This is a genomic window from Mesorhizobium sp. M0772 (assembly GCF_040320135.1).
GTDB lineage: Bacteria > Pseudomonadota > Alphaproteobacteria > Rhizobiales > Rhizobiaceae > Mesorhizobium.
This window is the reverse complement of sequence record NZ_JAMYPB010000037.1, coordinates 1-26236: the sequence shown is the minus strand read 5'-3', so window position 1 is coordinate 26236 and position 26236 is coordinate 1. Positions and strand designations below refer to the sequence as shown.

Sequence of the window (26236 nt, the reverse complement as noted above, 5' to 3'; positions counted from 1 at the left end):
CGATCATGCTGCAAAGTTAAGAGGTTCCGGATGGCCAATCTCAGAGATCACATGGGCAGGCCGATCGTCGCCGTCACCGGCATCGGCGTGGTAACCTCGCTCGGCATCGGCAAGGCAGACAATTGGGCGGCACTGACCTCCGGCAAATCGGGCATCCACCCGATCACCCGCTTTCCCGTCGACCACCTCAACACCCGCATCTCCGGCATGGTCGATTTCCTCGACTCAAGCTCGAAAGGCGCCAGCCTGCTGACCTACGAACTGGCCGAAACCGCCGCGAATGAGGCGGTGGCCGAATCCGGCCTCGATTCCTCTGATTTCGGTGGCCCGCTCTTCCTCGCCTCGCCGCCGGTCGAACTCGACTGGCACGACCGCTTCGCGCTCTACAATTCCGACGGCAAAGGCGCCGGCGCCGAAAGGCTGCTCAGGGTGGCGCGCGGGCTGAAGGAAACAGATAGGTTCGCAAGCACGCAGTTCGGCGCGATCGCCGACCGGCTGGCCGACCGCTTTGGCACGCGCGGCCTGCCGATCACGCTGTCGACGGCCTGCGCTTCGGGCGCCACCGCCATCCAGCTCGGCGTCGAAGCGATCCGCCGCGGCGAATGCGACCGGGCGCTGTCGATCGGCGCCGACGGTTCGGCAACCGCCGAGGCGCTGATCCGCTTTTCGCTGCTCTCGGCGCTGTCGACCCACAATGACATCCCTGAAAAGGCGTCAAAACCCTTCTCCAAGGACCGCGACGGCTTTGTGCTGGCGGAAGGCTCCGGCGCTCTGGTGCTGGAATCGCTTGAGGCAGCCCTTGCCCGGGGCGCCAGCGTTCTCGGCATCCTGCGCGGCTGCGGTGAAAAGGCCGACGATTTCCATCGCACCCGTTCCAAGCCCGACGGTTCGCCGGCGATCGCAGCAGTCCGCGCCGCCCTTGCGGATGCCGGCCTGAGCAAGGACGAGATCGACTACGTCAACGCTCACGGCACCTCGACGCCGGAAAACGACAAGATGGAGCATCTGTCGCTGTCGACCGTGTTCGGCGATCGCATCGGCTCGATGCCGGTCTCGTCCAACAAGTCGATGATCGGCCACACGCTGTCGGCGGCCGGCGCCGTCGAAGCAGCGTTTTCGCTGATGACCATGCTCGAAAGCGTCATTCCGCCGACCATCAACTACGACAATCCCGACCCGGCAATCGTGCTCGACGTGGTGCCCAACAAGAAGCGCAATGCCGAAGTCGGCACCGTGCTGTCGAACTCGTTCGGCTTCGGCGGCCAGAACACCTGCCTTGTCATGGCGCGGGAACCGGTCTAAGCGACCTTTTTCAGCCAGACTGAACTGACAGGCCCCATGCGCGCACTGCAACTTATCGAGGACCGCCGTCTTGAAACGGTGGACCTGCCGCCCCCGCCGCCCCCCGCATTGGGCGAAGTCACGCTGCGCATCAAGGCGGTGGCGCTGAACCATATCGACGTCTGGGGCTGGCGCGGCATGGCCTTCGCCAAGCGCAAGCTGCCGCTGGTCGTCGGCGCCGAAGCCTCCGGCGAGGTCGAGGCTGTCGGCCCCGGCGTCTCCAGCCTGCTGCCCGGACAATTGGTGTCGATCTACGGCGCGCGCACCTGCGGCCTTTGCCGCGCCTGCCGCGAAGGCCGTGACAATCTCTGCGAAAATGTCTCGGGCGTCCACGGCTTCCATCTCGACGGCTTTGCCCAGGAGAAGATCAACCTGCCGGCGCGCCTGCTGGTCCCTGCTCCTCCCGGCGTGACCGATGTCGGCGCGGCTGTCGCCCCCGTCACCTTCGGCACCGTCGAGCACATGCTGTTCGACAATGCCAAGCTGCAGCCCGGCGAAACCATCCTCATCCATGCCGGCGGCTCCGGCATCGGCTCGGCGGCGATCCAGCTGGCCAAGCGCATGGGTTGCACCATCATCACCACGGTCGGTTCCAACGACAAGATCGACAAGGCCAAGGCGCTCGGCGCCGACCATGTCATCAACTACCGCGACGATCGTTTCGAAGGCGTCGTGCGCAAGCTCACCAGGAAGAAGGGCGTCGACGTCGTCTTCGAACATGTCGGCGCCGACACCTTTGCCGCCTCGATGCTGTGCCTCAAGCGCGGCGGCCGCCTGGTCACCTGCGGCTCGACCTCCGGCGTGTCGACGCAGATCAATCTGATGCAGCTGTTCCAGCAGCAGCTGAAGCTGCTTGGGTCCTTCGGCTGCCGCATGGAGAACATGGCCAACGCCATGCAGAAGATGGCGGCGGGACAGGTCGCACCTGTCATCGACACCGAAGTCGGCTTCGACGGCATCGACGCCGCGTTGAAGCGCATGGAAGGCCGCGACGTGTTCGGCAAGATCATCCTGCGCGTTTCTTAGGACTATGGTCGGCAAGGTGTTCAAGAAAGCCCGCCGGGACTTCATGTTCCGCTATGGCCGAAGACTGCGCCAGATGGAGCACTGGCTGGTGGCGCGCGTGGCGATGACGATCATCTCGCTGCTGCGCCTCTTGCCCGCGGACAGGGCGCTCAATTTCGCCGACCGGGCGGCACGGCGCATCGGTCCGTGGGTCGGGCGCCACCGTGTCGCCATCAACAATCTGCGCCTTGCCTATCCCGAAAAGAGCGATGTCGAGATCGAGGCCATCGCCTCCGACATGTGGGGCAACATGGCCCGGCTCGCCGCCGAATACATCTTTCTTGACGCCCTCTTCGACTATGATCCGAACGCAGCGACGCCCGGCCGCGTCGAAGTTGGCGGCGCCGATCATTTCCATCAGATAGCTGGCGAGGACAAACCGCATATCCTGTTCACCGGCCATCTCGGCAATTTTGAATTGCTGCCGGTGGCTGCCGCGACGTTCGGCATGAAGATCACGGCGCTGTTTCGTCCGCCGAACAATCCCTACCTCGCCGATTATATCCATTCGACGCGGCGTTCGAGCATGGGCGCCTTGCTGCCGTCTTCGACCGGCGCCTCCTTCGCGTTGGCGTCGATTCTGGAGAAAGGCGGCAATATCGGCGTTTTGGTCGACCAGAAATTCTCCAGCGGACTGGAGACGATCTTCTTTAATCGCCCATGCCAGAGCAATCCGGTTCTGGGCATGCTCGCCCGTCACTATGATTGCGACGTCTATCCGGCGCGATGTGTGCGGCTGCCTGGCAACCGCTTCCGCCTCGAGATCGAGGACAAGCTGACCTTGCCGCGCAATGAAAGCGGCAGCGTCGATGTCGCGGCCACCACCCAACTGCTCGCCAACGTGGTCGAGCGCTGGGTGCGCGAGGATCCGGGACAGTGGATGTGGTTCCACAAAAGGTGGGAAATCTCAGGCCGGCGTCGCCGCCGGCGCGGACAGGCCAACGCCACCGGCCAGGGGCAGCGTCAATCTTAACTCGTCGAAAGCCTCAGTTCGTCACAACGATCCGCGTATTGCCGAAGCCGACTTCGCGCACCATCGCATAGAACATCGCGGCATTGCCGGTGTGCAGCCGCACGCAGCCATGCGATGCCGGACGCCCTAGCTGCCTGACCGCGCCGGTGCCGTGGATGGCATAGCCGCCATGGAAGAACACCGAGTAAGGCATTGGCGACATGTGGTATTTCTTCGAATACCACATCCGCGCCGTGCGTTGCGGCCGATAGGTGCCGCGCGGCGTGAAATAGCCACTGCGGGCGGTCGACACGCTCCAGCGATAAAGCACCTGGCCGTATTGGCTGACGGTCATGGTCTGCGACGAGACGTCGATGCTGGCCACCAGCGAGGCAGCCCTGCTTTCGATGGACGTGCCGAACAGCATCGCCGCAAAAGCAGCTGCCATGAGAACGATTTTAGTCATGGATCAAACCCCTTTGATGCCCCTTGCCTGCCCTGTCATCACGCGGTTTTTCATCTTTTTAACGACAGGTGAGTGATCTAACACACACTCCTTGATAAATTCGCCAATCTAAAGCAGCCAATTTGAACGATTTTCCCGCCATAGTTGCCGCTGCGACACGAAGTTTTCGGCGCCAGCGGCGCGATGCTTGCAAAACCACCCCCTTGCCTGCTCAAATCCGGGAATGAACGAACGACTCTTCAAAGCGATAGACGCCCGTGTTGATGACTTGGTCGCACTGACCGCCGACCTGATCCGCTTCCCGACCATCAACCCGCCTGGCGAAGCCTATCGCCCCTGCGCCGAATATATCGGTGCGCGCCTAGGCAGGCTTGGCTTCGAAACCGAATTCATCCGCGCCGCAGGCACGCCCGGCGACACCGACCGCTATCCCCGCGTCAATGTCGTCGCCCGCTTCGACGGCCGCTCGCCTGGAGCCTGTGTCCATTTCAACTCGCACATCGATGTGGTCGAAGCCGGCGAGGGCTGGAGCGTCGATCCCTTTGCAGGCGTGGTGAAGGACGGCAAGGTCTACGGGCGCGGCGCCTGCGACATGAAAGGGGGCATGGCCGCCTCGATCATCGCGGCGGAAGCCTTCATGGAGGTATTCCCCGACTTTCCTGGCGCCATCGAAATCTCCGGCACCGTCGATGAAGAGTCCGGCGGCTTCGGCGGCGTCGCCCATCTGGCGAAGCTTGGCTATTTCTCGAAACCCAAGGTCGACCACGTCATCATCCCCGAGCCGCTGAACAAGGACCGCATCTGTCTTGGCCATCGCGGCGTCTGGTGGGCAGAGATCGAGACCAAGGGCGAGATCGCGCATGGCTCGATGCCGTTCCTCGGCGACAATGCCGTGCGCCACATGGGCGCCGTGCTGCAGGCCTTCGAGGATGAACTGTTTCCGGCGCTCGACCGCAAGGTGACGCGCATGCCTGTCGTGCCCGAAGGCGCAAAGCGCTCGACCATGAACATCAACTCGATCCATGGCGGCCAGACTGAGGATTTCCGCCCCGGCCTGCCCTCACCCAACGTGCCCGACGCCTGCCGGCTGACCATCGATCGCCGCTTCCTGCTCGAGGAGGACCTTGCCACGGTCAAGAGCGAGGTGACCGATATCCTCGACCGGATGAAGCGCGAGCGCAAAAAGTTCGACTACGAGATTCGCGACCTGATGGAGGTGCTGCCGCTGATGACCGAGCGCGACGCGCCGGTGGTCAAGGCGGTGGCGCAAGGCATCATGGCGATCTTCGACCGCGAGCCGGATTATGTCATTTCGCCAGGCACTTACGACCAGAAGCACATCGCCCGCATCGGCCACATCTATGATTGCATCGCCTATGGCCCGGGCATTTTGGACCTCGCCCACCGGCCCGACGAATGGGTCGGTATCTCTGATATGGTGGAGTCGGCCAAGGTGATGGCGATCGGGCTCAATGTGCTGCTCAGGGGCACGGCCGCGGGCTGAACCATCGACTTCGCTGAAAAAACATTCCTCCCCGCGCCGCTGCAGAGCACGAAACGCAATTTACTCCACCTCGAAATCACGCTTCTATCGCACAAGGGTTCGAGCATTTGGGAGTTGCACGATGAAATTGTGGAAAACCATTCTTGCCGCCGCGGTGCTGGCACTGGCCGGCAGTCAGGCATTTGCCGCACGCACCGACCTGGTGATCGGCATTCCGCTCGAGCCGCCGCATCTCGATCCGACCGCCGGTGCTGCCGCGGCGATCGACGAAGTGCTCTACGCCAACGTCTTCGAGGGCCTGACCCGCATCGGCCCGAATGGCGAAGTGCTGCCCGACCTTGCCGAGAGCTGGGCCATTTCCGACGATGGCAAGGTCTACACCTTCAAGCTGCACACCGGCGTCAAATTCCATGACGGCAGCGACTTCGACGCCAGCGACGTGAAGTTCTCGCTCGACCGCGCCCGCGCCGACAATTCCGTAAACGCGCAAAAGGCCCTGTTCGCCGCCATCGATACGGTCGAAGTCGTCGATCCGACAACGGTCAAGGTGACGCTGAAGAACCCGCAGGGGTCGTTCCTCTACAATCTGGGCTGGGGCGACGCGGTGATTGTGGCGCCCGAGAGCGCCGACACCAACAAGGAAAAGCCCATCGGCACCGGCCCGTTCAAATTCCAGAGCTGGGCCAAGGGCTCGTCGATCACGCTGGTCAAATCCAACAACTACTGGGGCGCTCCGGTATCCCTCGACAAGGCCGAGTTCCGCATCGTTCCCGACGCCGCTGCCGCCGTGCCGGCGCTGCTCTCCGGCGACATCCAGGCTTTCCCTTTCTTCGATCCCGACAGCGTCGCGCAGGTCAAGGACGATCCGCGCTTCAAGGTGGTGATCGGCTCGACTGAGGGCGAGACCATTCTGGCGATCAACAACAAGAAGCCGCCTTTCGACAAGCTCGAGGTGCGGCAGGCAATTGCCTTCGCGCTCGACCGAAAGGCGATCATCGACGGCGCCTCGGCCGGCCTCGGCGTGCCGATCGGCTCGCACATGTCGCCCGCCAGCAAGGCCTATGTCGACCTCACCGGCCTGTACCCGCACAATGTCGACAAGGCCAAGGAGCTGCTGAAGCAAGCCGGCCTTGAAAACGGCATCAAGGCGACGCTGAAACTGCCGCCGCCTTCCTACGCACGGCTTGGCGGCGAGATCATCGCCTCGCAGCTGCGCGACGTCGGCATCGACCTCGAAATCATTCCGGTCGAATGGGCGCAGTGGCTGGACCAGGTGTTCACCAAGAAGGATTACGACCTGACCATCGTCTCCCACACCGAGCCCAACGACATCGATATCTACTCGCGCAAGGATTATTACTTCAACTACGACAATCCGGCCTTCGACAAGATCATCGCCGAGCTGAACCTCACCTCCGACGACGCCAAGCGCAACACGCTGCTCGGCGAGGCCCAGAAGATCCTGGCCGACGACGCCGTGGTGGGGTTCCTCTATGAACTGCCGAAGGTCGGCGTCTGGGACGCCAAGCTGCAGGGCCTGTGGGAAAACGCGCCGATCCAGGCGAATGACCTGACCAAGGTGAAGTGGGCGGATTGAGGCGGCGGGCCAAAGGGCGGCGTTTGCGCTCCCTCACACCCCCCTCTGCCCTGCCGGGCATCTCCCCCGCAAGGGGGGAGATTGGGCTATCATCTCCGCTTTCGCCTATCGCGAACGTTGAACGCTGGTCGACGACACAGAAACTGCTGATCTCCCCCCTTGCGGGGGGTGAGGAGTGGTCCGCGCAGCGGACGGAAAGCCAACTGCTTGGCTTTCCGAACAACGAACGCCCGAAGCGACAGCGAAGGGCCGGGTCCGGCAGGACAGAGGGGGGTGGGCGGGAACTCGACTTTCAAGGCGCAGCCGCACCGGGCGCCCCTCCACCATGACCGCCTACCTCCTCAAACGCCTCGCCATCGCCATCGCAACCTTGATCCTGGCCTCGATGGTCGTCTTCGCCGTACTCGAAATCCTGCCCGGCGATCCGGCGCGGCTGATGCTTGGCCTCAACGCCAGCGCCGAGCAGGTCGAACTCCTGCGCAACCAGATGGGCCTCAACGCGCCGCTTCTCCTGCGCTACCTCCACTGGGTCGGCGGTCTGCTCAGCCTCGATTTCGGCCGCTCCTACACTTATTCAGTGCCGGTCATCGACCTTGTCCGCGAGCGCATGGCGGTTTCCCTGCCGCTGGCGCTGATCGCGCTGACGCTGTCCACCATCATTGCCATTCCGGTCGGGCTCTATTCCGCCAGTCGGCGCGGCCGCGCCGGTGACACGATTGCCATGGGTGCCGCGCAGCTCGGCGTCGCCGTGCCGAACTTCTGGTTCGCGCTGATGCTGATCTACCTCTTTGCCGTCTGGTTGCGGCTGGTGCCGGCCGGCGGCTTTCCCGGCTGGAGCGCCGGCGCCTGGCCGGCGCTGAAATCGCTGCTGCTGCCGGCCATCGCCCTCGCTCTGCCGCAGGCCGCGATCCTGGCGCGCGTTGCCCGCTCCGCGCTGCTCGAGGTGCTGAACGAGGACTATATCCGCACCGCCCGCGCCAAGGGCCTGCCCTATCGCGCCGTACTATGGCGGCACGCGCTGCGCAACGCGATGATCCCGGTTCTGACCATTCTGGGCCTGCAATTCGCCTTCCTGCTCGCCGGCACCATCATCATCGAGAACGTCTTTTATCTGCCTGGTCTGGGACGGCTGGTGTTCCAGGCGATCACTCAGCGCGACCTGATCGTGGTGGAAAGCATCGTCATGCTGCTGGTCGTCGCCGTCATTGCAGTCAACCTCGTCGTCGACGTCTCCTACGCCATCGTCGATCCGCGCCTTCGAGGCCGGCAATGACGCTGCACATCGACATCCCGCAGGAGACGTTGGGCAGCATTCTGGCCAAGGCCTTCCGCAACCGCTCCTTCCTCATCGGCTTCGCCATCACGGTGCTGGTGGCTGCAATAGCGGTCATCTCCTACGTCTGGACGCCCTACGACGTGACCAAACTGGTGATCTCGGACAAGACGCTCGCGCCCTCCGCGGCGCACTGGTTCGGCACCGATCATTTCGGCCGCGACATCCTGTCGATGATCATGGTCGGCGCCCGCAACTCGATCGCCGTGGCGCTGGTCGCGGTCGGCATCGGCATGGGCGTCGGCGTGCCGCTCGGCGCCTTCGCCGCGGCGCGCGGCGGGTTCGTCGACGAGGCGCTGATGCGGCTGAACGACCTCGTCTTCGCCTTCCCGGCGCTGCTGTCGGCGATCATGATCACCGCCATCTTCGGACCGGGCGCAATCAACGCCATCATCGCAATCGGCATTTTCAACATCCCGGTGTTTGCGCGCGTCGCCCGGGCCGGTGCGCTGGCGATGTGGCCGCGCGAATTCATCCTCGCCGCGCGCGCCGCCGGCAAGAGCAAGACGCAGATTACAATCGAGCACGTGCTGCCCAACATCGCCACGCTGCTTCTGGTGCAAGGCACCATCCAGTTCGCGCTCGGCATTTTGGCCGAAGCCGGTCTCTCCTATGTCGGCCTCGGCGCCCAGCCGCCAATGCCGAGCTGGGGCCGCATGCTGTTCGACGCTCAGACGCGCATGGTGGTGGCGCCGTGGATGGCCATCTTCCCCGGCATGGCCATTGTCGTCACCGTGCTTGGGCTCAATCTGCTCGGCGACGGCATCGCCGACATACTCGACCCGAAATCGCGGCGGCAGCGATGAGCCTGCTGCAGATCGAGAACCTGTCGCTGGCGATCGGCGACACGTCGATCCTGAAAGGGGTCGACCTCTCCGTCGCGCCCGGCGAGGTGATGGGCCTGGTCGGAGAATCCGGCTCGGGCAAATCGATGACGGCGCTGACCATCATGCAGCTTCTGCCGCATGCTGCGCGCGCCACCGGCCGCGTGACCTTCGACGGCATCGATATTCTGGCCGCAACCGAGGACCAGATGTGCGCGCTGCGCGGCGACGACATCGGCATGGTGTTCCAGGAACCTATGACGGCGCTTAACCCGGTCAAGACCATCGGCGAACAAGTCGCCGAAGGCATACGCTGGCACACCAAAGCCAGCCGCGCGGAAGCCGAAGACCGGGCGCGCAAAATGCTCGACCGCGTCGGCCTGCCCGAGGCGAAGTTCCCGCTGTCGCGCTATCCGCACGAATTGTCGGGCGGCCAGCGCCAGCGCGTCGTCATCGCCATTGCCTGCGCATTGAAACCCAAGCTGCTCATCGCCGACGAACCGACCACGGCGCTCGACGTAGTGCTGCAGGCGCAGATCCTCGATCTGTTGCGCGGCCTTGTCAGCGAAAACCGCATGGGCCTGCTTCTGATCTCGCACGATCTCGCCGTCGTCACCGAAATGGCCGACCGCATCACCATCCTGCGTCATGGCGAGGTGATGGAAGCCGGCGACACCGCACGCACGCTATCGGAACAGCTGCATCCCTACACGCGCCAGCTGGCGCTGGCCTCCATGCACGTGCCCGCGCGCGCCAAGGTTCACGCCACCGGCCAGGGCAAACCGCTGCTTGAGGTCGAAGGCGTGACACGGGACTATCCGGGCCGGCGCACCTCCCTGTTCAAGTCAGCGGCTCCAATCCGCGCCGTCGAGGACGTGTCCTTGTCGCTGGCGCCGGGCCAATCGGTGGCGCTGGTCGGCCGCTCCGGCTGCGGCAAGTCAACGCTTGCCCGCATGATCCTGGCGCTCGACAAATCGACATCGGGAACGATCCGCTTTCGCGGCGAGACCATCACCGGCAAAAGCGAGGCGGAGCTCAAAGCCGCGCGGCGCGACATGCAGGTGGTGTTCCAGGATCCCTACGGCTCTTTCGACCCGCGCCAGAAGGTCGAGAAACTGGTCGCCGAGCCGCTGCATGTACTGGAAAAGAAGCCGACACCGGCCGAGCGGCGCGAGATGGTGGCGCATGCGCTGCACGAGGTCGGCCTCGGCACCAGCGACATGGACAAATATCCGCATGAGTTTTCCGGCGGCCAGCGCCAGCGCCTGTCGATCGCCCGCGCCATCATCACCAGGCCGAAGCTGGTCGTCGCCGACGAGCCGGTCTCGGCGCTCGACGTCTCGATCCGCGCCCAGATCCTCGATCTGTTCGCAGAGCTCAACCAGAAGCTCGGCATCGGCTACCTCTTCATCACCCACGATTTGACCGTCGCCCGCGCCATCACCGATGAGGTGCTGGTCATGCATGACGGCAGGATCGTCGAGCGCGGCAAGACCCGTGACGTACTCGATCATCCGCAGTCGGAGGCGGCCAGGGCGCTGGTCGAGGCTACGCCCGATCTGCATCGGGCGATCGCTCACCGTATGCAGGAACAGGGGTGAGTGACCGGTTCGCGCAGCGAATTCATCGTGCCAGTGGCACGATGAAAGGTCACGAACGCTGGGACGCTGCGAAGCAGCGGGGACCCGGCTGGGCGGCCGTTGCCCCTGGTCTGCCTCACTCCTCCGGCTTCACCACATCGACCGGGCTGATGTCGAGCAAATCGAGCGTGCGGCGCAGCAGCCGCACTTCGCTCTCGGCCAGCTTGGAATCGGCTTTGGCGATCTCCGCCATGTGGAGCGCCAGCAACTTGCGCCGTTCGACATCGAGATCGCGGAAGAGCGCAATGGCTTGCGAACCGTTGGTCTCGTAGCCGAAATCATTGAGATATTCGATGACCGCGTCGATGCTGGTTTCCGGGATGCCGAAGGCGTCCTTGCAGATACGCCGGAAGGCGACCATTTCGCTCTCCGAAACCGAGCCGTCGGCCAGGATCATGCGAAACAGCATCAAGAGTTCCGCCGACAGCACGGGGTCGTCGGCAACCTTGCGCACGCCGGGGTCACCATCGAAGATCGAGCGTATCTGGTCGAGCAATGCCATCGCCAACAGTGTCCCTCTTTTCCGAGCCCGCCCAGTGCATATGACCCAAAATTGCCCAGCGGTATTGGGATAATGACATGCACCACAGGAAATCCAAGCGCAACGCGCTTGGATGGACGTAGCGCGGAATCGGCCTTGCGCAAACCAGATGGCCATGAGAAGGCGCGGCATCACCTTTCCCGCCGGAATGTTCAGAAATCCCGATGCTCGACCTCGCTACCCACACCGTCATCATGCTTGCCTTGGCCGCCTTTGCAGCCGGCTTTGTCGATTCGATAGCCGGCGGCGGCGGGCTGATCACCATCCCGGCCCTGCTGCTTGCCGGATTCCCGCCGGTCGCAGCACTTGGAACCAACAAGCTGCAGGGCATTTTCGGCACCGCTTCGGCGACCATCCACTATGCCAGGAATGGCCGTGTCGATCTGCGCCGACAGCTGCCATCGGCGCTTCTGGCCCTTACCGGCAGTGCCGTCGGCGCCTTGCTGGCGGCATTCGTGCCAGGTGATCTCCTGCGGGCGCTGCTGCCGCTGCTTTTGATCGCCATCGCGATCTACTTCGCCGTGAAACCCAACATGAACGATGTCGACCGCGCCGAGCGCCTGTCGCCCTTCCTGTTCGGGCTGGTCATCGCCCCTTTGGTCGGCTTCTATGACGGGCTGTTCGGGCCGGGAGCCGGCTCCTTCTATATGCTGGCCTTCGTCAGCCTTGCCGGCTTCGGCGTGCTCAAGGCGACGGCACACACCAAGCTACTCAATTTCGCCTCCAACATCGGCGGCTTCATCGTCTTTGCGGTCGCCGGCGTCGTCTACTGGAAGATCGGGCTGATGATGGGCGTCGCCCAGTTCCTCGGCGCCCGGCTCGGCGCCAGCCTTGCCATCCGCATCGGCGCCCGGCTGATCAAGCCGCTGCTGGTGATCATCTGCCTGGCTCTGGCGGTGAAGCTGCTGGCCGACCCGGCGAACCCATTGCGCCAGCTGATTGGTGTATAAGCCTCACGCCTGATAGAGTGCCGTTGTACGAATCATGTTGGAGGGACCACACATGAATCTTAGTGCACCCACTCAGCTTGTTTTCATCATATCCCTTGTCATCGCCATCATCGGCGTGCTCGCCGCGCTTGGCGTTCTTGCGTTCATTCCTCTGGCTGCGGTGTGGATTGTCCTCATCGCATACATCGTGCTTGCCGCCGCCTGCCTGATGCGCGGCGCCTAGGCGCCCGCGACTTCTGCAATTCGAAGCGCCCGGTCAAAAGCCGGGCGCTTTTGCTTTGGATGCATGGTCCGTTAGGCTCTTCCGCGCGGAGGATGACCATGTCCGGCGAGACGGAGCGCCACGATCAACAGCACCGCCCGGTGGCCGACCGGTTCGAGATGGTGCGGCGCGCGCCGGGCCTGCGGCTGCAGAACGCGGTCACCGACATTTGTGGCTATCGCGAAACGGCGCCCGGCCATTTTCGCAATGTCGAATACGCCTCGCTCACCGTCCCGCTGGTGATCAGTTTCGCAGAATCCTTCGCCATCGGCCTTGGTCCTTCAGCGCCGCGTCGAAGGTCGGCGAAAGCGCCCGAACTTCGACATCCACGGAGTGGAAACGAAGCGGACGCGCAGACCCGAGGATGGCGAAACGGTGGACGGTCCTACCTTGCTAACCCAAAAATCGCATCGCACTCAAGATGGCGCTCCAGCTCGGTGGCGATCTCGTCCAGCGCTTTTTCCACGTCCGCGCGATAGTCGATGCCGCCGCCTTTCACGCCGAGGCTTTCCAGGAATCTCGCCCGGAAAGCGTCGGCGGAAAACAGGCCGTGCAGATAGGTGCCAAAAACCTTGCCGTCGGCGGAAATCGCACCGTCGTCGATGCCGTTGATCACAGCCGACGGCCGCGCCATGTCCGGCCCGGTGGTGCGGCCGAGATGAATTTCGTAGCCCTCGAGCGCCAGGCCGAACGGCACTGAGCGGGCGCTGACATTGCGCACCGTCTTTTCCGGTTCCATTACCGTCTCGATGTCGAGCAGGCCGAGTCCCTCGGCCTCGGTGACACTGCCCTCGATGCCATCGGGATCGCGCACCAGGCGGCCGAGCATCTGGAAACCGCCGCAGATACCGACGACATGGCCGCCGCGTTTGCGGTGCGCGAGGAGATCGCGATCCCAGCCATTCTCGCGGAACTTCATGAGATCGCCGATCGTCGATTTGGAACCGGGAATGACCACCAGGCCGGCATTCTCCGGCAAGCGCTGCCCCGGCGGCACGAACACCACTTCGACCTGCGGTTCGGCCTTGAGCGGATCGAGATCGTCGAAATTGGCGATGCGCGACAGCATCGGCACGGCGACCTTCAACGCCCGCTTCTCGCCCGACGTCAGGCGTTCGAGCACGACCGAATCCTCGGACGGCAATCGCGCCGCCGCCTTCAGCCACGGCACGACGCCAAAGCAGCGCCAGCCGGTGAAGCTTTCGATCGACCGGATGCCGTCGTCGAACAGCGAGACATCGCCGCGGAACTTGTTGATGAGGTAGCCGACGATCATGCGCCTGTCTTCCTCCGGTAGGATCAGATGCGTGCCGGCGACCGAAGCGATGACGCCACCGCGGTCGATGTCGCCGACCAGAATCACCGGCACGTCGGCGCGTGTGGCAAAGCCCATATTGGCGATGTCGCGGCTGCGCAGGTTGATTTCGGCCGGCGATCCGGCGCCCTCGACGATGACCAGATCGGCGCCCTCACCGACCTTCGTCCAGGACTCCAGCACGGCGTCCATCAGCCCCGCTTTCATTGTCTGGTAGTCGCGCGCTCGCGCGTCGCCGAACACCTTGCCTTGCACGATCACCTGCGAACCGATATCGCTCTGGGGTTTGAGCAGCACCGGATTCATATGCACGGTCGGCTGAACACCACACGCCAGCGCTTGCAGCCATTGCCCACGGCCAATCTCGCCGCCGCCGGGGCGGTTGTCGCCCGGAATGTCGGCGACGGCGGCATTGTTCGACATGTTCTGCGGCTTGAACGGCCTGACTTTCAGCCCGCGATTCCTGGCCGCGCGGCAGAGCCCCGCCACCAGCACCGTCTTGCCGACATCCGAACCCGTGCCTTGCAGCATGATCGCCTTGGCCATGCTCAGCCCCTGCCCTGCGCGCCGGAAACGGTCGACTTCTGCGACAGCGGCCCGCCGCGCCAGATGTAGAGCGCCAGCAACGGTTCGCTGCCGGTGCGCATGGCATGGCTGACATTGGAGGCGTGATGGATAATTTCGCCCGCCTGGCGGATGTGAAAGCCGCCCTCGCCCATGCGCCATTCGGTGCCGCCGGTCAGCGGAATGTAGATCTCCTCGGCAATGTGATGATGGTCGGGATAGGTGATGCCGGGCCCCAGGATCAGCAATCCGGCCGCGACCTCTTCATTGGCGAAATGGCCGCGCGTGCCAAACACCTCCAGCCAGCCGTATTTTTGCAAGAACGCTTCACCAAAATCGCTCGCGTTGTAGGTCTGCCCCCAGCACAGATCGTCACGACGCTCCGCCAGCAGTTGCACCAGAGGCTGCGGGTCCGGCGGCGCCAGTTCGACAATGCGGTCGAGCAGACCAAGGCAAGGCAGCGGATGCGCTTCGAGCACGCGCGCCGTCATATTCCAGCCGATCCGGGTCACGGCGTCCCGCACCAGCGCGTTGTCCACGCCCCGGAGATAGGCATGGAAGCGGTCGAGCAATTCGTCGAAATATGTCGGCACGCAATGCTCCGTTGATCCATTCATGCACAGCGGCTGCGCGGCGAGCCGGGTTGCGCGGCGGCATCATTGGTCTAGATTGAGCGGCGCGCAAAGCCAAAAACAACAGGCCAGCAAGCCAACCCCAACTGGGGAAACACAGGGAGCACGCCATGGACGCCGCGGTCGATGCGAGCACCAGTCAGTTCGAACTCAATGAGGAGCAGCGCGCCATCCAGGAGATGGCACAGGCCTTCGCCGCCGATCGCGTTGCGCCCAATGCGCTCGAATGGGACCGGGCAAGACACTTTCCCGCCGATGTAATCCGCGAGACCGGCCCGCTTGGCCTTGGCGGCATCTATGTCAGGGACGATGTCGGCGGCTCGGCGCTCGGCCGGCTCGACGCCGTGCTGATCTTCGAGGCACTGTCGCACGCCGATCCGGCGTTTTCCTCCTTCATCTCGATCCACAATATGGCGGCGTCGATGATCGACCGCTTCGGCGACGACGAGCAGCGCCAACGCTTCCTGCCGAAGCTGACCTCGATGGAATGGCTGGCGAGCTACTGCCTGACCGAGCCGGGCTCAGGCTCGGATGCCGCGGCGCTGAAGACGCGCGCGGTGAAGAGCGGCGACGACTATGTGCTTAACGGCGCCAAGCAGTTCATCTCCGGGGCCGGCGACAGCGACCTCTATGTCGTCATGGCGCGCACCGGCGCCGACGGGCCGAAAGGCATTTCCACCTTCGTTGTATCGAAGGATGCGCCCGGCCTGTCCTTCGGCGCCAACGAGCACAAGATGGGCTGGCACATGCAGTCGACCCGCCAGGTGATCTTCGAGGACTGCAAGGTGCCGGCTGCAAACCTGCTGTCGGGGGAAGGCGCAGGTTTCGGCATCGCCATGGCCGGCCTTGACGGCGGCCGCCTCAACATTGCGGCATGCTCGCTCGGCGGCGCGCAATCGGCGCTCGACAAGGCGCTGTCCTATACCGCCGAGCGCAAGGCTTTCGGCTCGAAGATCAACCAGTTCCAGGCGCTGCAGTTCAGGTTGGCCGACATGGAGACCGAATTGCAGGCAGCGCGGATCTTTCTCTACGCCGCCGCCTCGAAACTCGACCGCAAGGCGCCGGATGCCGGCAAATGGTCGGCCATGGCCAAGCGCTTCGTCACCGACATCGGCTTCAACGTCGCGAACGAGGCGCTGCAGCTGCATGGCGGCTACGGCTATCTCCATGATTACGGCATCGAAAAACTGGTGCGCGACCTGCGCGTCCACCAGATCCTCGAAGGCACCAACGAGATTATGCGCGTGATCATCGCGCGGGCGTTGATCGGACGGCAGTAGGCAGTAGGCAAAGGATGACCGGCAAGATCAACTCGTACAAGGATCTTATCGTATGGCAGCAGGCGATGGATCTGGCTGTCAGCACCTACTCATTGACCAAGACATGGCCCAAAGAGGAATTATATGGGCTGACCAGCCAAATCCGCCGTTCAGCAACCTCTATCCCTGCAAACATCGCGGAAGGCTATGGCCGAGACAACCGAGGCTCCTATCAGCAATTTCTCAGGATAGCCCAAGGCTCGCTGAAGGAGTTCGAGACACACCTCCAAATCGCTCAACGCATTGGCGTTGCCACGCATGGGCGAGCTGAGCACCTGCTTCTGGCGGCCGAGGCCATCGGAAAGATGCTTCGCCAACTTATTATCAAAATCGCACCCAAATAGGTCGCCCTACTGCCTACCGCCTACTGCCTACTGCCTACTGCCTACTGCCTACTCATCATGGAGCACCGCTATGACCACTGTCGCCTTCATCGGCTTGGGCAATATGGGCAACCCGATGGCTGCCAATCTCGTCAAGGCGGGGCACGTGGTGCACGGCTTTGACCTGATGCCGGAAAACCTCACCGTCGCCCGCGAGCATGGCGTCATTGTCATGGCGAATGCTGTTGTCGCGGTGAAAGACGCCGATGTCGTGATCACCATGCTCCCCGCCGGCAAGCACGTGCTCTCGGTCTACGAGGACATCGCATCCAAGGCCAAACCAGGCGCCCTGTTCATTGATTCCTCGACCATCGATGTCGAGTCGGCCCGCAAGGCGCATGCCGTAGCAAGGAAGCAAGGGCTGCATTCGATCGACGCCCCCGTCTCCGGCGGCACCGGCGGTGCTGCTGCGGGAACGCTAACCTTCATGGCCGGCGGCGCCAAGGATGCCTTCGCTAAGGCCGAACCGGTCCTGAAGCCGATGGCCGGCCGCATCGTCCATTGCGGCGACGACGGCGCCGGTCAGGCAGCCAAAATCTGCAACAACATGATGCTCGGCATTTCGATGATCGGCGTCGCAGAGGCCTTCGTGCTGGCCGAAAAGCTCGGCCTCTCGCATCAGGCCCTGTTCGACGTTGCCTCGACCTCGTCGGGCCAGTGCTGGTCGCTGACCACCTATTGCCCGGTGCCGGGTCCCGTGCCGGCCTCACCCGCCAACCGCGACTACAAACCGGGCTTTGCCGCGGCACTCATGCTGAAGGACCTGAAGCTGGCGCAGGAGGCGGCCCAAAGCGCCGGCGCGGTGACGCCAATGGGGGCCGAAGCAGCCCAGCTTTATGCGCTGTTCAACGCCCAGGGAAATGGCGGATCGGATTTTTCCGGCATCATAAATTTCCTTCGCGGCAGTTCTCTATAAGTTTCGAATTTGGCAGCGCTTTTCTCGATTTTTATTGCGCGAAAAAATTGCAAATTTAGATTTGCTTAAGCTCTCGATAACCCGGCGGTAACGATGTGCCTATATAACGGATGGCGAGGCGGACATATCGCATCCGCCCGGCGCTCCGGATCAGGTCTCGCGTACCGGAGCCCGTAAGTTTCGCAAGTGTATTGTTGGCGAAATGCCGTGCGTATCTGGCAAAGCCGCGTTCCCATGGAGCGCGGTTTTTGCGTCTTGCAGTACTATACTGCTCGGTCTGAATTATTATTCCGATTGCAGCGTTCGGAATTGCCTCATGGTCTTCATTGACCAGCACGATCGGTGCGCTGACCCCGTCGACCCTGACGATAAGCAGGCGCACAGTCCGGGCGCCCTGTTTGCAAGGCGCCCGGCGCTCGTTCCATCTACTTCTTGCGCAAATCCGCTTGCGCCAGATCCAGCGCTTTGGCGATGCGATCGCAAGCCATGTCGATCGTCGCGCGGGTCCAGATCAGCGGCGGCGACAGGATCATCGTGTCGCCGGTGGCACGCAGCATCAGGCCTTGGGCGATGGCGTGGTCGCGAATGGTGACGGCGGCACTGCCCGCCGGCAGGAAGCGCTCCTTGGTCGCCTTGTCCTTGACGATCTCGATCGCGCCCATCAGCCCGATCGATCGCACCTCGCCGACCAGTTCGTGGCCGGCAATGCGCTCTTGCAGCGCTTGGGCGAAATACGGACCGGTGTCGTTCTTGACCCTGTCGACCAGGCCTTCCCGCTCCATGATCTCGAGATTCTTCAGCGCCACTGCGCAGGCCACCGGGTGACCCGAATAGGTATAGCCGTGGTAGAACTCGCCGCCCTTTTCGACCAGCGTCGCCGCGATACGGTCGCCGACCAGCAGCGCCGACAGCGGCTGATAGCCCGAGGTCAGTGCCTTGGCCGTGGTGATGGTGTCGGCCTCGACGCCGAAGGTCTGCGCCGCAAACCATTCGCCGGTGCGGCCATAGCCGGTGATGACCTCGTCCAGCATCAAAAGCACATCGTATTTGCGGCAGATGCGCTGCACTTCCGGCCAATAGCTCATCGGCGGTATTTTCACCCCGCCCGCGCCCATCACCGGCTCGCCGATGAAGGCCGCCACCTTGTCGGCACCGGCTTCGAGGATGGCGTCCTCGACGGCCTTGGCCGCGCGCAGGCCGAAATCATGGTCGCTTTCGCCAGGCAGCGCCAACTCATAGGCATAGGGCATCATGACATGGACGATGTTGGGCACCGCCCCGCCGAGCTGCTTGTGCATCAAATCCATGCCGCCCAGCGACGTGCCGGCGACGGTCGAGCCGTGATAGGCCGACTTGCGCGAGATGATGCGGTTCTTCTCCGGCTTGCCTTCCAGCACCCAATAGTGGCGCACGAGCCGCAGCGCCGTGTCGTTGGCCTCCGAGCCGGAGGAGCCGTAAAACACCTGGGCGATGCCCGTGGGCGCCAGCTCGGCCAGCTTCTTCGACAGCAGCACGGGCGTCGGCGTCGAGCATTTGAAGAAGGAATTATAGTAGGGCAATTCCTTCATCTGCGCGTAAGCGGCGTCGGCCAGCTCGTCGCGGCCATAGCCGACATTGACGCACCACAGCCCGGCCATGCCGTCGAGTATTTCGGTGCCGTCGGCATCGTAGATGAACGGGCCGTTGGCGTGGGTGATGATGCGCGAGCCGGTCTCGCGCAATTCCTTGTGGTCGGTGAAGGGATGCAGATGATGCGCGGCGTCAATCTGCTGAAGCTGCTTCAGCGAATAGTTCTGGTAAGTCATGGGTTTGCTCTTTCCTCTGGAATCAAACCGGCAAGCTGCCGGGGCGACTTCGTCAGAGGACGGCGGGCGGCGAATAGCCGATGCGGGCGCACAGCCTGAGCAGTTCGGCGCGCAGCGTGCGCGGCGACGGTGTCACCGCGACCCCGAAGGCGCCGGATGTGCTCATGTAGACCATGGCTGCAGTCTATGCCGCCCGAGGCCCGGAATTCAAGCGGTGCCGCTCAATACCCTTTGCAGGAACACGTATTTCATGGCGGTTTGCGCCGCTTGCGGCCGGCGGTCGCCGCGCCCGCCATGGCCGCCTTCCGTCTCCTCGAAGAACAACGTCTTGCCGTGACCTGCCTCCTGCAGCTTCGCCGCCATCTTGCGGGCATGGCCGGGATGGACGCGGTCGTCGGCGGTCGATGTCGTGAGCAGCACCGGGGGATAGTCGGCATCGGCCGAGACATGATGGTACGGCGAATAGGCGGCGAGCCACTTGGCCTCTTCCGGTTTTGCCGGATCGCCATATTCGCCGATCCACGAGGCGCCTGGCGGCAGTTCGGTGTAGCGCAGCATGTCGAGCAGCGGCACCTCGATGATGACGGCGCCGAACAGTTGGGGATGCTGCGTCAGGGAAACGCCGGTAAGCAGGCCGCCATTCGAGCCGCCCTGGATGCCGAGGGAAGCAGCCGTGGCTATGCCGCGCCTGACGACGTCCTCAGCCACCGCGGCGAAATCGTCGAAGGCAGTCTGGCGATTGCCCTTCAGCGCCGCCTGATGCCAGGCCGGCCCGAACTCGCCGCCACCGCGGATGCAGGCCTGCACATAGGCGTTGCCCTTTTCCAGCCACAGCCTGCCGCGCACGCCGGCATAGCCGGGCAGCAGCGGTATTTCGAAGCCGCCATAGCCGTAGAGCAGCGTCGGCACCGGACCCTTCTGGTCGCGCCGCCTGACGACGAAATACGGGACCATTGTGCCGTCCTTCGAGCGCGCCTCGAACTGTTCGGAGACCAGCGGCGCGGCGTCGAACCGAGCCGGCTGCGATTTCACGGTGGCCAGCGTCGCCCCGTTATCATCCGACCAGATGATCGAACTCGGCGTCAGGAAATCGGTGAAGGAGAAGGAGACGCTGGAACCGAAATGCTCAGCATGCGCGATGCCGACATTGCCGTTCTCGGGCAGCGCCACCGGCTTCAGCGACCAGCGGTCGCCGCTGCGCTCGGCGACAACGACCTTGCCGCGCACATTGTCCATCAGATTGATGAACAGCCGGTCCTGAGTGCGGGCAATGCCGGCGACCGAAACACGGTGCGCTGGCGCGAGCATGGTTTCAACAGGGCCCAGGTCGCCGGTGTCCATCCAGTGTTCGAAATCGAAGGAATAGAGGCCGTCCGGCAAGCACTCAGTGCCGCCCGGCGCCGTCCATGGGCTGCGCACCCCGAACACGAACCGGCCCTTGAACAGCGCGGTGTCGGTGACATCGTCCGGCAGCGGGATGCGCCGGTTTTCGCCCGACGGCAGGCGCAGAAAACTGTGCGAGGAGAAGAAGGCGATCGTGCGGGCCAGAAACAAATACTGCCTGTCGCCATCATGCTCGACCCCCGCGCCGGCCGCGAGATCCTGCTTCTCGGCCTCGAAGATCGGCGTCGCCTCCTCCAACCGGGTGCCGCGCTTCCACAGCTTGACGACGCGCGGATAACCGGACTGGGTCTTGTCGTCTTCATTGAAGGCAGCCGAGACAATGACCGTGTCCTTGTCCAGCCAGGAAAAGCCGGATTTCGAGGCGGGAGCGCGGAAGCCGCCCTCGATGAATGATTTGGTCTCGATGTCGAATTCGCGCATCTCGCTGGCATCGCCGCCATCCGGCGACATCGCCACCAGGCAAAGGTTGAAATCGGGGTAAAGGCGGCTGGCGCCGCTGAACACCCACTTCACCCCCTCCTTGGCCGACAGCACGTCGAAGTCGATGATCGTCTCCCACACAGGCTTCTCGGTCTTGTAGGAAGCAACCGTCGTGCGGCGCCAGAGGCCGAGCACATTGGTCTTGTCTTGCCAGAAATTATAGACTTGGCCGTTGAGCGCGGCACCGGCCGCAATGTTGTCCTCGGCCGTCATCAGGTCGAGCGCCGTCTCGAAGGCCGCCTGGTAGGACGGATCGCCCTGTAGTTCGGCCACGGTGATCTCGTTCTGGCGATGCACCCAGTCGAGCGATTCCTTGCTGGTCCGGTCCTCCAGCCAGAGGAACTTGTCCTCCGCGGTGGCATCCGTCTGGCGTTTTGTCATCGATTGGGTCACGCATAGTCTCCAGGCTAGTGGCGGGCAGCCCTGCCTACATCGCGTTGCAAGCGGTTTTATTCAAGATGGTGACGTCAGGTCATCGGGGGTATGCGGCCTCAAACCATCCGCCGGCGCAGGACCGTGGCCACAGCCAGTGCCAGACAAATCGTGCCCAGCGTGATCGGCAGGCCGGAGGCGCCCATCACATCCATGACGCCACCCGCCAGCGGCGGCACCACGATGCCGCCGATGCCCCACATCAGGGAGAAGGCGGCATTGCCGGCGACCAGCGCCGAGCCGGTAAAGCGCTCGCCGAGTTCGATGATCGACATGGTGTAGATGCCATAGGAGACCGCGCCCCAGATAAAGACGCAAGGCCAGATCAACGGCGTCTCGATCAGCAGCGGCAGCAGCACGCAGCCCAGCACAGTCACCACGACGCAGACGAATCGCACCAGCCGCGCCGTCAGCCGTTCCGCCAGCAAGCCGAGCGGCACCTGCATGGCGATGTTGCCTGCGATCATCACCGACAGCAGCGCCGACATGCGCGCTTCCGCGATGCCATAGTGCGTGCCGTAGACCGGGAGCAGCGCCAGCACGCCCTGTTCGAAACCGGCGGCAACGACCACCGCCGACAGCAGTAGCCATGCCAGTGGCACGAAGCCCATGACCGAAACCCGGCGCCCAGCTTCGTCGACCTTCGGCAGTCGCGGCAGCACCAGCGCGAGGAAGGCGCCGCAAAAGATGAAGGCGGCGATCCCCACCAGGAATGGCGGCCATCCCACGGTGCCGACAGCGAGCAGGCAGAGCGGCCCGGCAGCGAAGCCGGCCGAGATGATGGTTGAATAGACACCCATGACGCGACCGCGGCGCGATGGCGGCGCCAGTGCAATGACCCAGATTTCGCTCAAGACATAGAGCGGATTGGTCACCACCCCGATCAGGAAGCGCAGCGGAAACCACAGATAGACATTCTGCGTCCACCCGATCAGCGCCAGAACGATCGCCGAAAGCGCCGCGCAGGTAAGCGCGGTGCGCCCTGCCCCGAACCGGCGCGCCAGTGCCGGGATCAGCGGCGACGAGGCAATGAAGCCGATCGGCGTCATTGCCGCCGAGAGCCCGATGATGGCCGGCGAAACGCCTTGGCGTTGCAGGATGAAGCTCAGCAGCGGATAGGACAGGCCTTGCGCGATGGCGAACACCGAGACGGTCGCGATCACGCCGCTGATCGCCGCCCACTGCATCTTCTCGTTGTCAGCTTCCGCCAGGTTCATCATTGGGACCTAAACCAGATTCAGGACTAGCTTTTCTGTCCGACGCGGGTAAGCCCCGCCCCGGGAAAAACCGTTTGCTCCAGACAAGGCCTGTCAGGAGTTTTTGGGCTTGTCAGGAGTTTTGGCCTGTCAGGAGTTTTGGGCCGTCAGGAGTTTTGGCGCTTGAACGATCGATAGAGCGCGAAGCTCACCAGCAGCGCGTCGAGTCCGGCGATCACCACCGGCAGGCCGAGCGGACCGATGGTCTGCATCAACGCACCGGCGCCAGGCGGGCCGACAATGCCGCCGGCGCCCCACATCAAGGCGAAGGCGGCGTTGCCGGCGACCAGCACGGTTCCCCTGAAGCGGCTGCCGAGCTCCACCAGCGCCATGGTGTAGACGCCGTAGCCAACAGCGCCCATGACGAGAAGGACGAGCCAGATCGCCGGCGTCGTGATCAGCAACGGCAGCAAAACCGCGCAGGTCGTTGTCGCCAACGCACAGAAGATGATCATCGCCCGCCCGCCGAAACGCTCGGCCAGCAGGCCGAGCGGGATCTGCAGGAAGATGTTTCCCAGCGACAGTGCCATCACCAAGGCCGCCAGCGTCCTTTCGGGCAGGCCATAGGCGGCACCGAAGACCGGCATCAAAGCGTAGGTGCCCTGCTGGACCGCCGCCGAAACCAGCACGGCAAACAACAGCGCCGGCGCCAGCCTGGCGAAACCGAAAAAGCCGCCGGGCAATTGGCCGTCATCCTCGAAGCCGGCGAGGCTTGACGAAACAGCACGAAGGATCGCGGCGCACAGGATGAAGCCGGCCATGCCGACCAGGAAAGGAACCCAGCCCGATATCCCTACCGCGGTCAGGACCAAAGGCCCCGCAGCATAGCCAGCGCCCAGCACGGTGTTGAATGCCCCCATCACCCTGCCGCGGCGCGACGGCGGCGCCAGCGACAGCGCCCATACTTCGCCCAGTATATAGAGCGGGTTGATGACGATACCGATGATGAAGCGGATGACGAACCAGCCCACCCAGTCCTGCAGGTAGCCGATGCCGAGGAAGCACAGCGCCCCAATCAATGAGCAACCCACAGCCAGGTTGCGCGCGCCGACCAGCCGAATGGCTGCCGGCACGAACGAGGCCGAAAGGATCAGGCCAAGCGGCATCATCGCTGCCGACAAGCCGATCAGCGCCGGCGACATGCCTTGCTTCTGCATCAGCAGCGTAAACAGCGGCGAGCTCAGCCCTTGCGCCGCACCGAACATCGCGAGGGCGGCAGTTACGCCGGCAAGCGCCGCCCATTGCGTCCCCGCTTCGCCATCGCTCGAACCGGTCGCAGCCATGATGCCTTCCACATGAATTGCCGGCCCATCCAGCGGCAAACCACTGAGCTAGCGGTTCGATTTAGGGAAAGGAAGGGCCGCGCCTGAAATCCCCTTGCGCCAAGAGCCGCAGTGGGCGCGTCCTGTCCGCTAATCCCCGGCAAGGTTGTCAACTATCGGACTGCCGTTCGGGCATGTCGCTTCCCTCGTCCTAGTGGTCGCCGCCTCCGCAATGGCCGGACAGCCGCCGGTCCATTATGCCGCCCGCTACCAGCATCGTACGAGGACCATCATGACCGCCGCCCTGCATCCAGCCGAACCGCCTTTGGCAACCGACCGGGCCCGTCGCGGTGGCCGTGCGGGCAAGCGCGCCGGCGGCTCGGCCGCCTTCGAACAGCCGGCTTTTCGGCAACTGAGAAATCCGCTAACGCCGACCAAGCTGGTCTCTGACGACGAGCTGGAATCGATCCACCTCGCCTCGCTGCGCGTCTTGAGGGAAATAGGCGTCGACGTGCTGCATGACGAAGCGCGCCGCATGATGAAGGAAAACGGCGCCGATGTCCGCGAGGGCAGCGAGCGCGTGCGCTTCGACAGCGACATGATCCTCGATCTCATCTCCAACTGCCCGTCGGAATTCACGCTCCATGCCCGCAACCCGGCGCACAATGTGCGCTTCGGCGGCAACAATGTGATCCTGTCGATGATGGCGTCGGCACCGAACTGCTCCGACCTCGATCGCGGCCGCCGTCCGGGCAACCAGCAGGACTACCGCAACTTCCTGTGTCTGGCGCAGATGCACAACATCCTGAACTGCACCGGCGGTTATCCGGTCGAGCCGACCGACATCCATCCTTCCGTGCGCCACCTCGAATGCATCCGCGACCTCGCCACGCTGACCGACAAGGTGTTCCACATCTATTCGCTCGGCAAGGAGCGCAATGTCGACGGCATCGAGATCGCCAGGATCGCCCGCGGCATCAGCCATGAGCAGATGCTCGAAGAGCCGTCCGTCTTCACCATCATCAACACCAATTCGCCGCTGAAACTGGATGTGCCGATGATGGAAGGCATCATCCAGATGTCGAGCAAGGGTCAGGTCGTCGTCATCACGCCCTTCACCCTGTCCGGCGCGATGGCGCCGGTGACCATCGCCGGTGCGCTGGTGCAGCAAAATGCCGAGGCGCTGTCCGGCATCGCCTTTGCCCAGATGGTGAGAAAGGGCGCGCCGGTTGGCTATGGCGGCTTCACCTCGAATGTCGACATGAAGTCAGGCTCGCCGGCCTTCGGCACACCTGAATATATGAAGGCGCAGCTTGTCGGCGGCCAGCTTGCCCGCCGTTACAAGATCCCCTACCGCACCTCCAATACCTGCGCCGCCAACACCGTCGACGCGCAGGCAGCCTATGAAAGCGTGTTCTCGCTGTGGGGCGCCATCCAGGGCGGCGGCAATCTGATGATGCACGGCGCCGGCTGGCTCGAAGGCGGCCTGCGCTGTTCCTACGAGAAGACCATGCTGGACATCGACCTGTTGCAGATGGTGGCCGAGTTCCTCACCCCGCTCGACCTGTCCGACGAAGCGCTCGGCTTCGACGCCATCCAGTCGGTCGGCCCCGGCGGCCATTTCTTCGGCACCCAGCACACGCAGGACCGCTACAAGACAGCCTTCTACTCGCCCATCCTCTCCGACTGGCGCAATTTCGAGACCTGGGCCGAAGCCGGATCGCCGACCGCGCTGGAAAAGGCCAACAAGGTCTGGAAGGAGCGGCTGGCATCCTACGAGGAACCCTATATGGACCCGGCAATTCGCGAAGAGCTCAACGACTTCGTCGAAAAGCGCACGTCCGAAGGCGGCGCGCCGACCGATTTTTGATCAATGTTGTTGATGAACAGTCGACCCCCACTCCGTCGGGGGTAGCCGCCCACCCGGTACCCCCGCGGCGGGGGGGGGCTCAGGCGCGGCGCCCTTCACTGTGTAATTTAGTAGACAGGGCGG

The 26236-nt window shown here is 63.6% G+C and carries 23 protein-coding genes and 1 pseudogene; 15 read left to right on the top strand and 9 right to left on the bottom strand.

Going from position 1 to position 26236, the window contains the following annotated elements; all coding sequences use genetic code 11:
• Positions 1-30: 30 nt before the first annotated feature.
• From NKI06_RS21985 to NKI06_RS21975, 3 genes are read left to right on the top strand one after another with little or no spacing between them, the layout of a single operon-like run.
• Positions 31-1302 carry a beta-ketoacyl-ACP synthase gene (locus tag NKI06_RS21985; RefSeq protein ID WP_352518703.1) on the top strand — a complete coding sequence of 424 codons (1272 nt, stop codon included), beginning with the start codon at positions 31-33 and terminating at the stop codon, positions 1300-1302.
• 36 nt (positions 1303-1338) lie between these two features.
• A complete protein-coding gene (locus NKI06_RS21980; RefSeq protein ID WP_027050309.1) occupies positions 1339-2367 on the top strand; it encodes a zinc-binding dehydrogenase in 1029 nt (342 codons plus the stop codon).
• A 4-nt stretch (positions 2368-2371) separates the two neighbouring features.
• The gene (locus tag NKI06_RS21975; protein WP_352518704.1) at positions 2372-3379 is read left to right on the top strand and encodes a lipid A biosynthesis lauroyl acyltransferase; all 1008 of its coding nucleotides are present in this window, start codon (positions 2372-2374) and stop codon (positions 3377-3379) included.
• Positions 3380-3392: 13 nt separating this feature from the next.
• Here the strand turns inward: NKI06_RS21975 and NKI06_RS21970 are convergent, their stop codons facing one another.
• The gene (locus tag NKI06_RS21970) at positions 3393-3824 is read right to left on the bottom strand and encodes a L,D-transpeptidase (protein WP_352987128.1); all 432 of its coding nucleotides are present in this window, start codon (positions 3822-3824) and stop codon (positions 3393-3395) included.
• 223 nt (positions 3825-4047) lie between these two features.
• On the opposite strand from NKI06_RS21970, the gene NKI06_RS21965 reads away from it, so the two are divergent.
• From NKI06_RS21965 to NKI06_RS21945, 5 genes are all read left to right on the top strand, one after another.
• Entirely contained in the window at positions 4048-5328 is a 1281-nt protein-coding gene (locus NKI06_RS21965) for an acetylornithine deacetylase/succinyl-diaminopimelate desuccinylase family protein (protein ID WP_352987126.1), read from the top strand.
• A gap of 121 nt (positions 5329-5449) precedes the next feature.
• The gene (locus NKI06_RS21960; RefSeq protein WP_352987123.1) at positions 5450-6925 is read left to right on the top strand and encodes an ABC transporter substrate-binding protein; all 1476 of its coding nucleotides are present in this window, start codon (positions 5450-5452) and stop codon (positions 6923-6925) included.
• A 325-nt stretch (positions 6926-7250) separates the two neighbouring features.
• Entirely contained in the window at positions 7251-8198 is a 948-nt protein-coding gene (locus NKI06_RS21955; RefSeq protein WP_352497839.1) for an ABC transporter permease, read from the top strand.
• Positions 8195-9064 (top strand): ABC transporter permease, encoded by an 870-nt coding sequence (locus tag NKI06_RS21950; RefSeq protein WP_352987121.1) that lies wholly within the window; start codon positions 8195-8197, stop codon positions 9062-9064. Before NKI06_RS21955 ends, NKI06_RS21950 begins: the two co-directional genes overlap by 4 nt.
• Entirely contained in the window at positions 9061-10683 is a 1623-nt protein-coding gene (locus NKI06_RS21945) for an ABC transporter ATP-binding protein (protein ID WP_352987119.1), read from the top strand. Before NKI06_RS21950 ends, NKI06_RS21945 begins: the two co-directional genes overlap by 4 nt.
• 115 nt (positions 10684-10798) lie before the next feature.
• Here NKI06_RS21945 and NKI06_RS21940 read toward each other — a convergent pair whose 3' ends face one another.
• Positions 10799-11230 carry a TerB family tellurite resistance protein gene (locus NKI06_RS21940; protein WP_023688142.1) on the bottom strand — a complete coding sequence of 144 codons (432 nt, stop codon included), beginning with the start codon at positions 11228-11230 and terminating at the stop codon, positions 10799-10801.
• Positions 11231-11427: 197 nt separating this feature from the next.
• On the opposite strand from NKI06_RS21940, the gene NKI06_RS21935 reads away from it, so the two are divergent.
• The 3 genes and pseudogenes from NKI06_RS21935 to NKI06_RS21925 all read left to right on the top strand — a co-directional run.
• Positions 11428-12213, top strand: coding sequence for a TSUP family transporter (locus NKI06_RS21935; RefSeq protein WP_352987117.1), 786 nt, complete (start codon positions 11428-11430; stop codon positions 12211-12213).
• 52 nt (positions 12214-12265) lie between these two features.
• Positions 12266-12436, top strand: a complete 171-nt coding sequence (locus NKI06_RS21930; protein ID WP_023670429.1) for a hypothetical protein — start codon at positions 12266-12268, stop codon at positions 12434-12436.
• A gap of 98 nt (positions 12437-12534) precedes the next feature.
• Positions 12535-12753 (top strand): annotated as a pseudogene (locus NKI06_RS21925) (AraC family transcriptional regulator); the annotation flags it as partial.
• Between the two features lie 107 nt (positions 12754-12860).
• Here NKI06_RS21925 and NKI06_RS21920 read toward each other — a convergent pair.
• Both NKI06_RS21920 and NKI06_RS21915 read right to left on the bottom strand, forming a co-directional pair.
• Positions 12861-14336, bottom strand: a complete 1476-nt coding sequence (locus tag NKI06_RS21920) for a cobyric acid synthase (RefSeq protein ID WP_352987115.1) — start codon at positions 14334-14336, stop codon at positions 12861-12863.
• Between the two features lie 2 nt (positions 14337-14338).
• Positions 14339-14947, bottom strand: coding sequence for a dimethylsulfonioproprionate lyase family protein (locus tag NKI06_RS21915; RefSeq protein ID WP_352459147.1), 609 nt, complete (start codon positions 14945-14947; stop codon positions 14339-14341).
• A gap of 149 nt (positions 14948-15096) precedes the next feature.
• Between NKI06_RS21915 and NKI06_RS21910 the strand changes: the two genes are divergently transcribed.
• The 3 genes from NKI06_RS21910 (at position 15097) to mmsB (ending at position 17604) form a co-directional block, all read left to right on the top strand.
• The gene (locus tag NKI06_RS21910) at positions 15097-16266 is read left to right on the top strand and encodes an isobutyryl-CoA dehydrogenase (RefSeq protein ID WP_352987112.1); all 1170 of its coding nucleotides are present in this window, start codon (positions 15097-15099) and stop codon (positions 16264-16266) included.
• A 14-nt stretch (positions 16267-16280) separates the two neighbouring features.
• Complete coding sequence (locus NKI06_RS21905) at positions 16281-16649, top strand: four helix bundle protein (RefSeq protein WP_352987110.1); 369 nt, start codon at positions 16281-16283, stop codon at positions 16647-16649.
• A 70-nt stretch (positions 16650-16719) separates the two neighbouring features.
• On the top strand, positions 16720-17604 hold the full coding sequence (mmsB, locus tag NKI06_RS21900; RefSeq protein ID WP_352987108.1) for a 3-hydroxyisobutyrate dehydrogenase: 885 nt from the start codon (positions 16720-16722) through the stop codon (positions 17602-17604).
• 425 nt (positions 17605-18029) lie between these two features.
• On the opposite strand, the gene NKI06_RS21895 is transcribed toward mmsB, so the two are convergent.
• The 5 genes from NKI06_RS21895 to NKI06_RS21875 form a co-directional block, all read right to left on the bottom strand.
• A complete protein-coding gene (locus tag NKI06_RS21895; RefSeq protein ID WP_352987107.1) occupies positions 18030-19409 on the bottom strand; it encodes an aspartate aminotransferase family protein in 1380 nt (459 codons plus the stop codon).
• Between the two features lie 52 nt (positions 19410-19461).
• Positions 19462-19584, bottom strand: a complete 123-nt coding sequence (locus tag NKI06_RS21890) for a hypothetical protein (protein ID WP_023670422.1) — start codon at positions 19582-19584, stop codon at positions 19462-19464.
• A gap of 32 nt (positions 19585-19616) precedes the next feature.
• Positions 19617-21674, bottom strand: coding sequence for a prolyl oligopeptidase family serine peptidase (locus tag NKI06_RS21885; RefSeq protein WP_502900607.1), 2058 nt, complete (start codon positions 21672-21674; stop codon positions 19617-19619).
• A 110-nt stretch (positions 21675-21784) separates the two neighbouring features.
• Complete coding sequence (locus NKI06_RS21880) at positions 21785-22942, bottom strand: MFS transporter (RefSeq protein ID WP_352987103.1); 1158 nt, start codon at positions 22940-22942, stop codon at positions 21785-21787.
• 146 nt (positions 22943-23088) lie between these two features.
• Positions 23089-24264, bottom strand: coding sequence for an MFS transporter (locus NKI06_RS21875; protein WP_352657565.1), 1176 nt, complete (start codon positions 24262-24264; stop codon positions 23089-23091).
• Between the two features lie 271 nt (positions 24265-24535).
• On the opposite strand from NKI06_RS21875, the gene NKI06_RS21870 reads away from it, so the two are divergent.
• Complete coding sequence (locus NKI06_RS21870) at positions 24536-26113, top strand: trimethylamine methyltransferase family protein (RefSeq protein ID WP_352987101.1); 1578 nt, start codon at positions 24536-24538, stop codon at positions 26111-26113.
• The last annotated feature ends 123 nt before the right edge of the window (positions 26114-26236 follow it).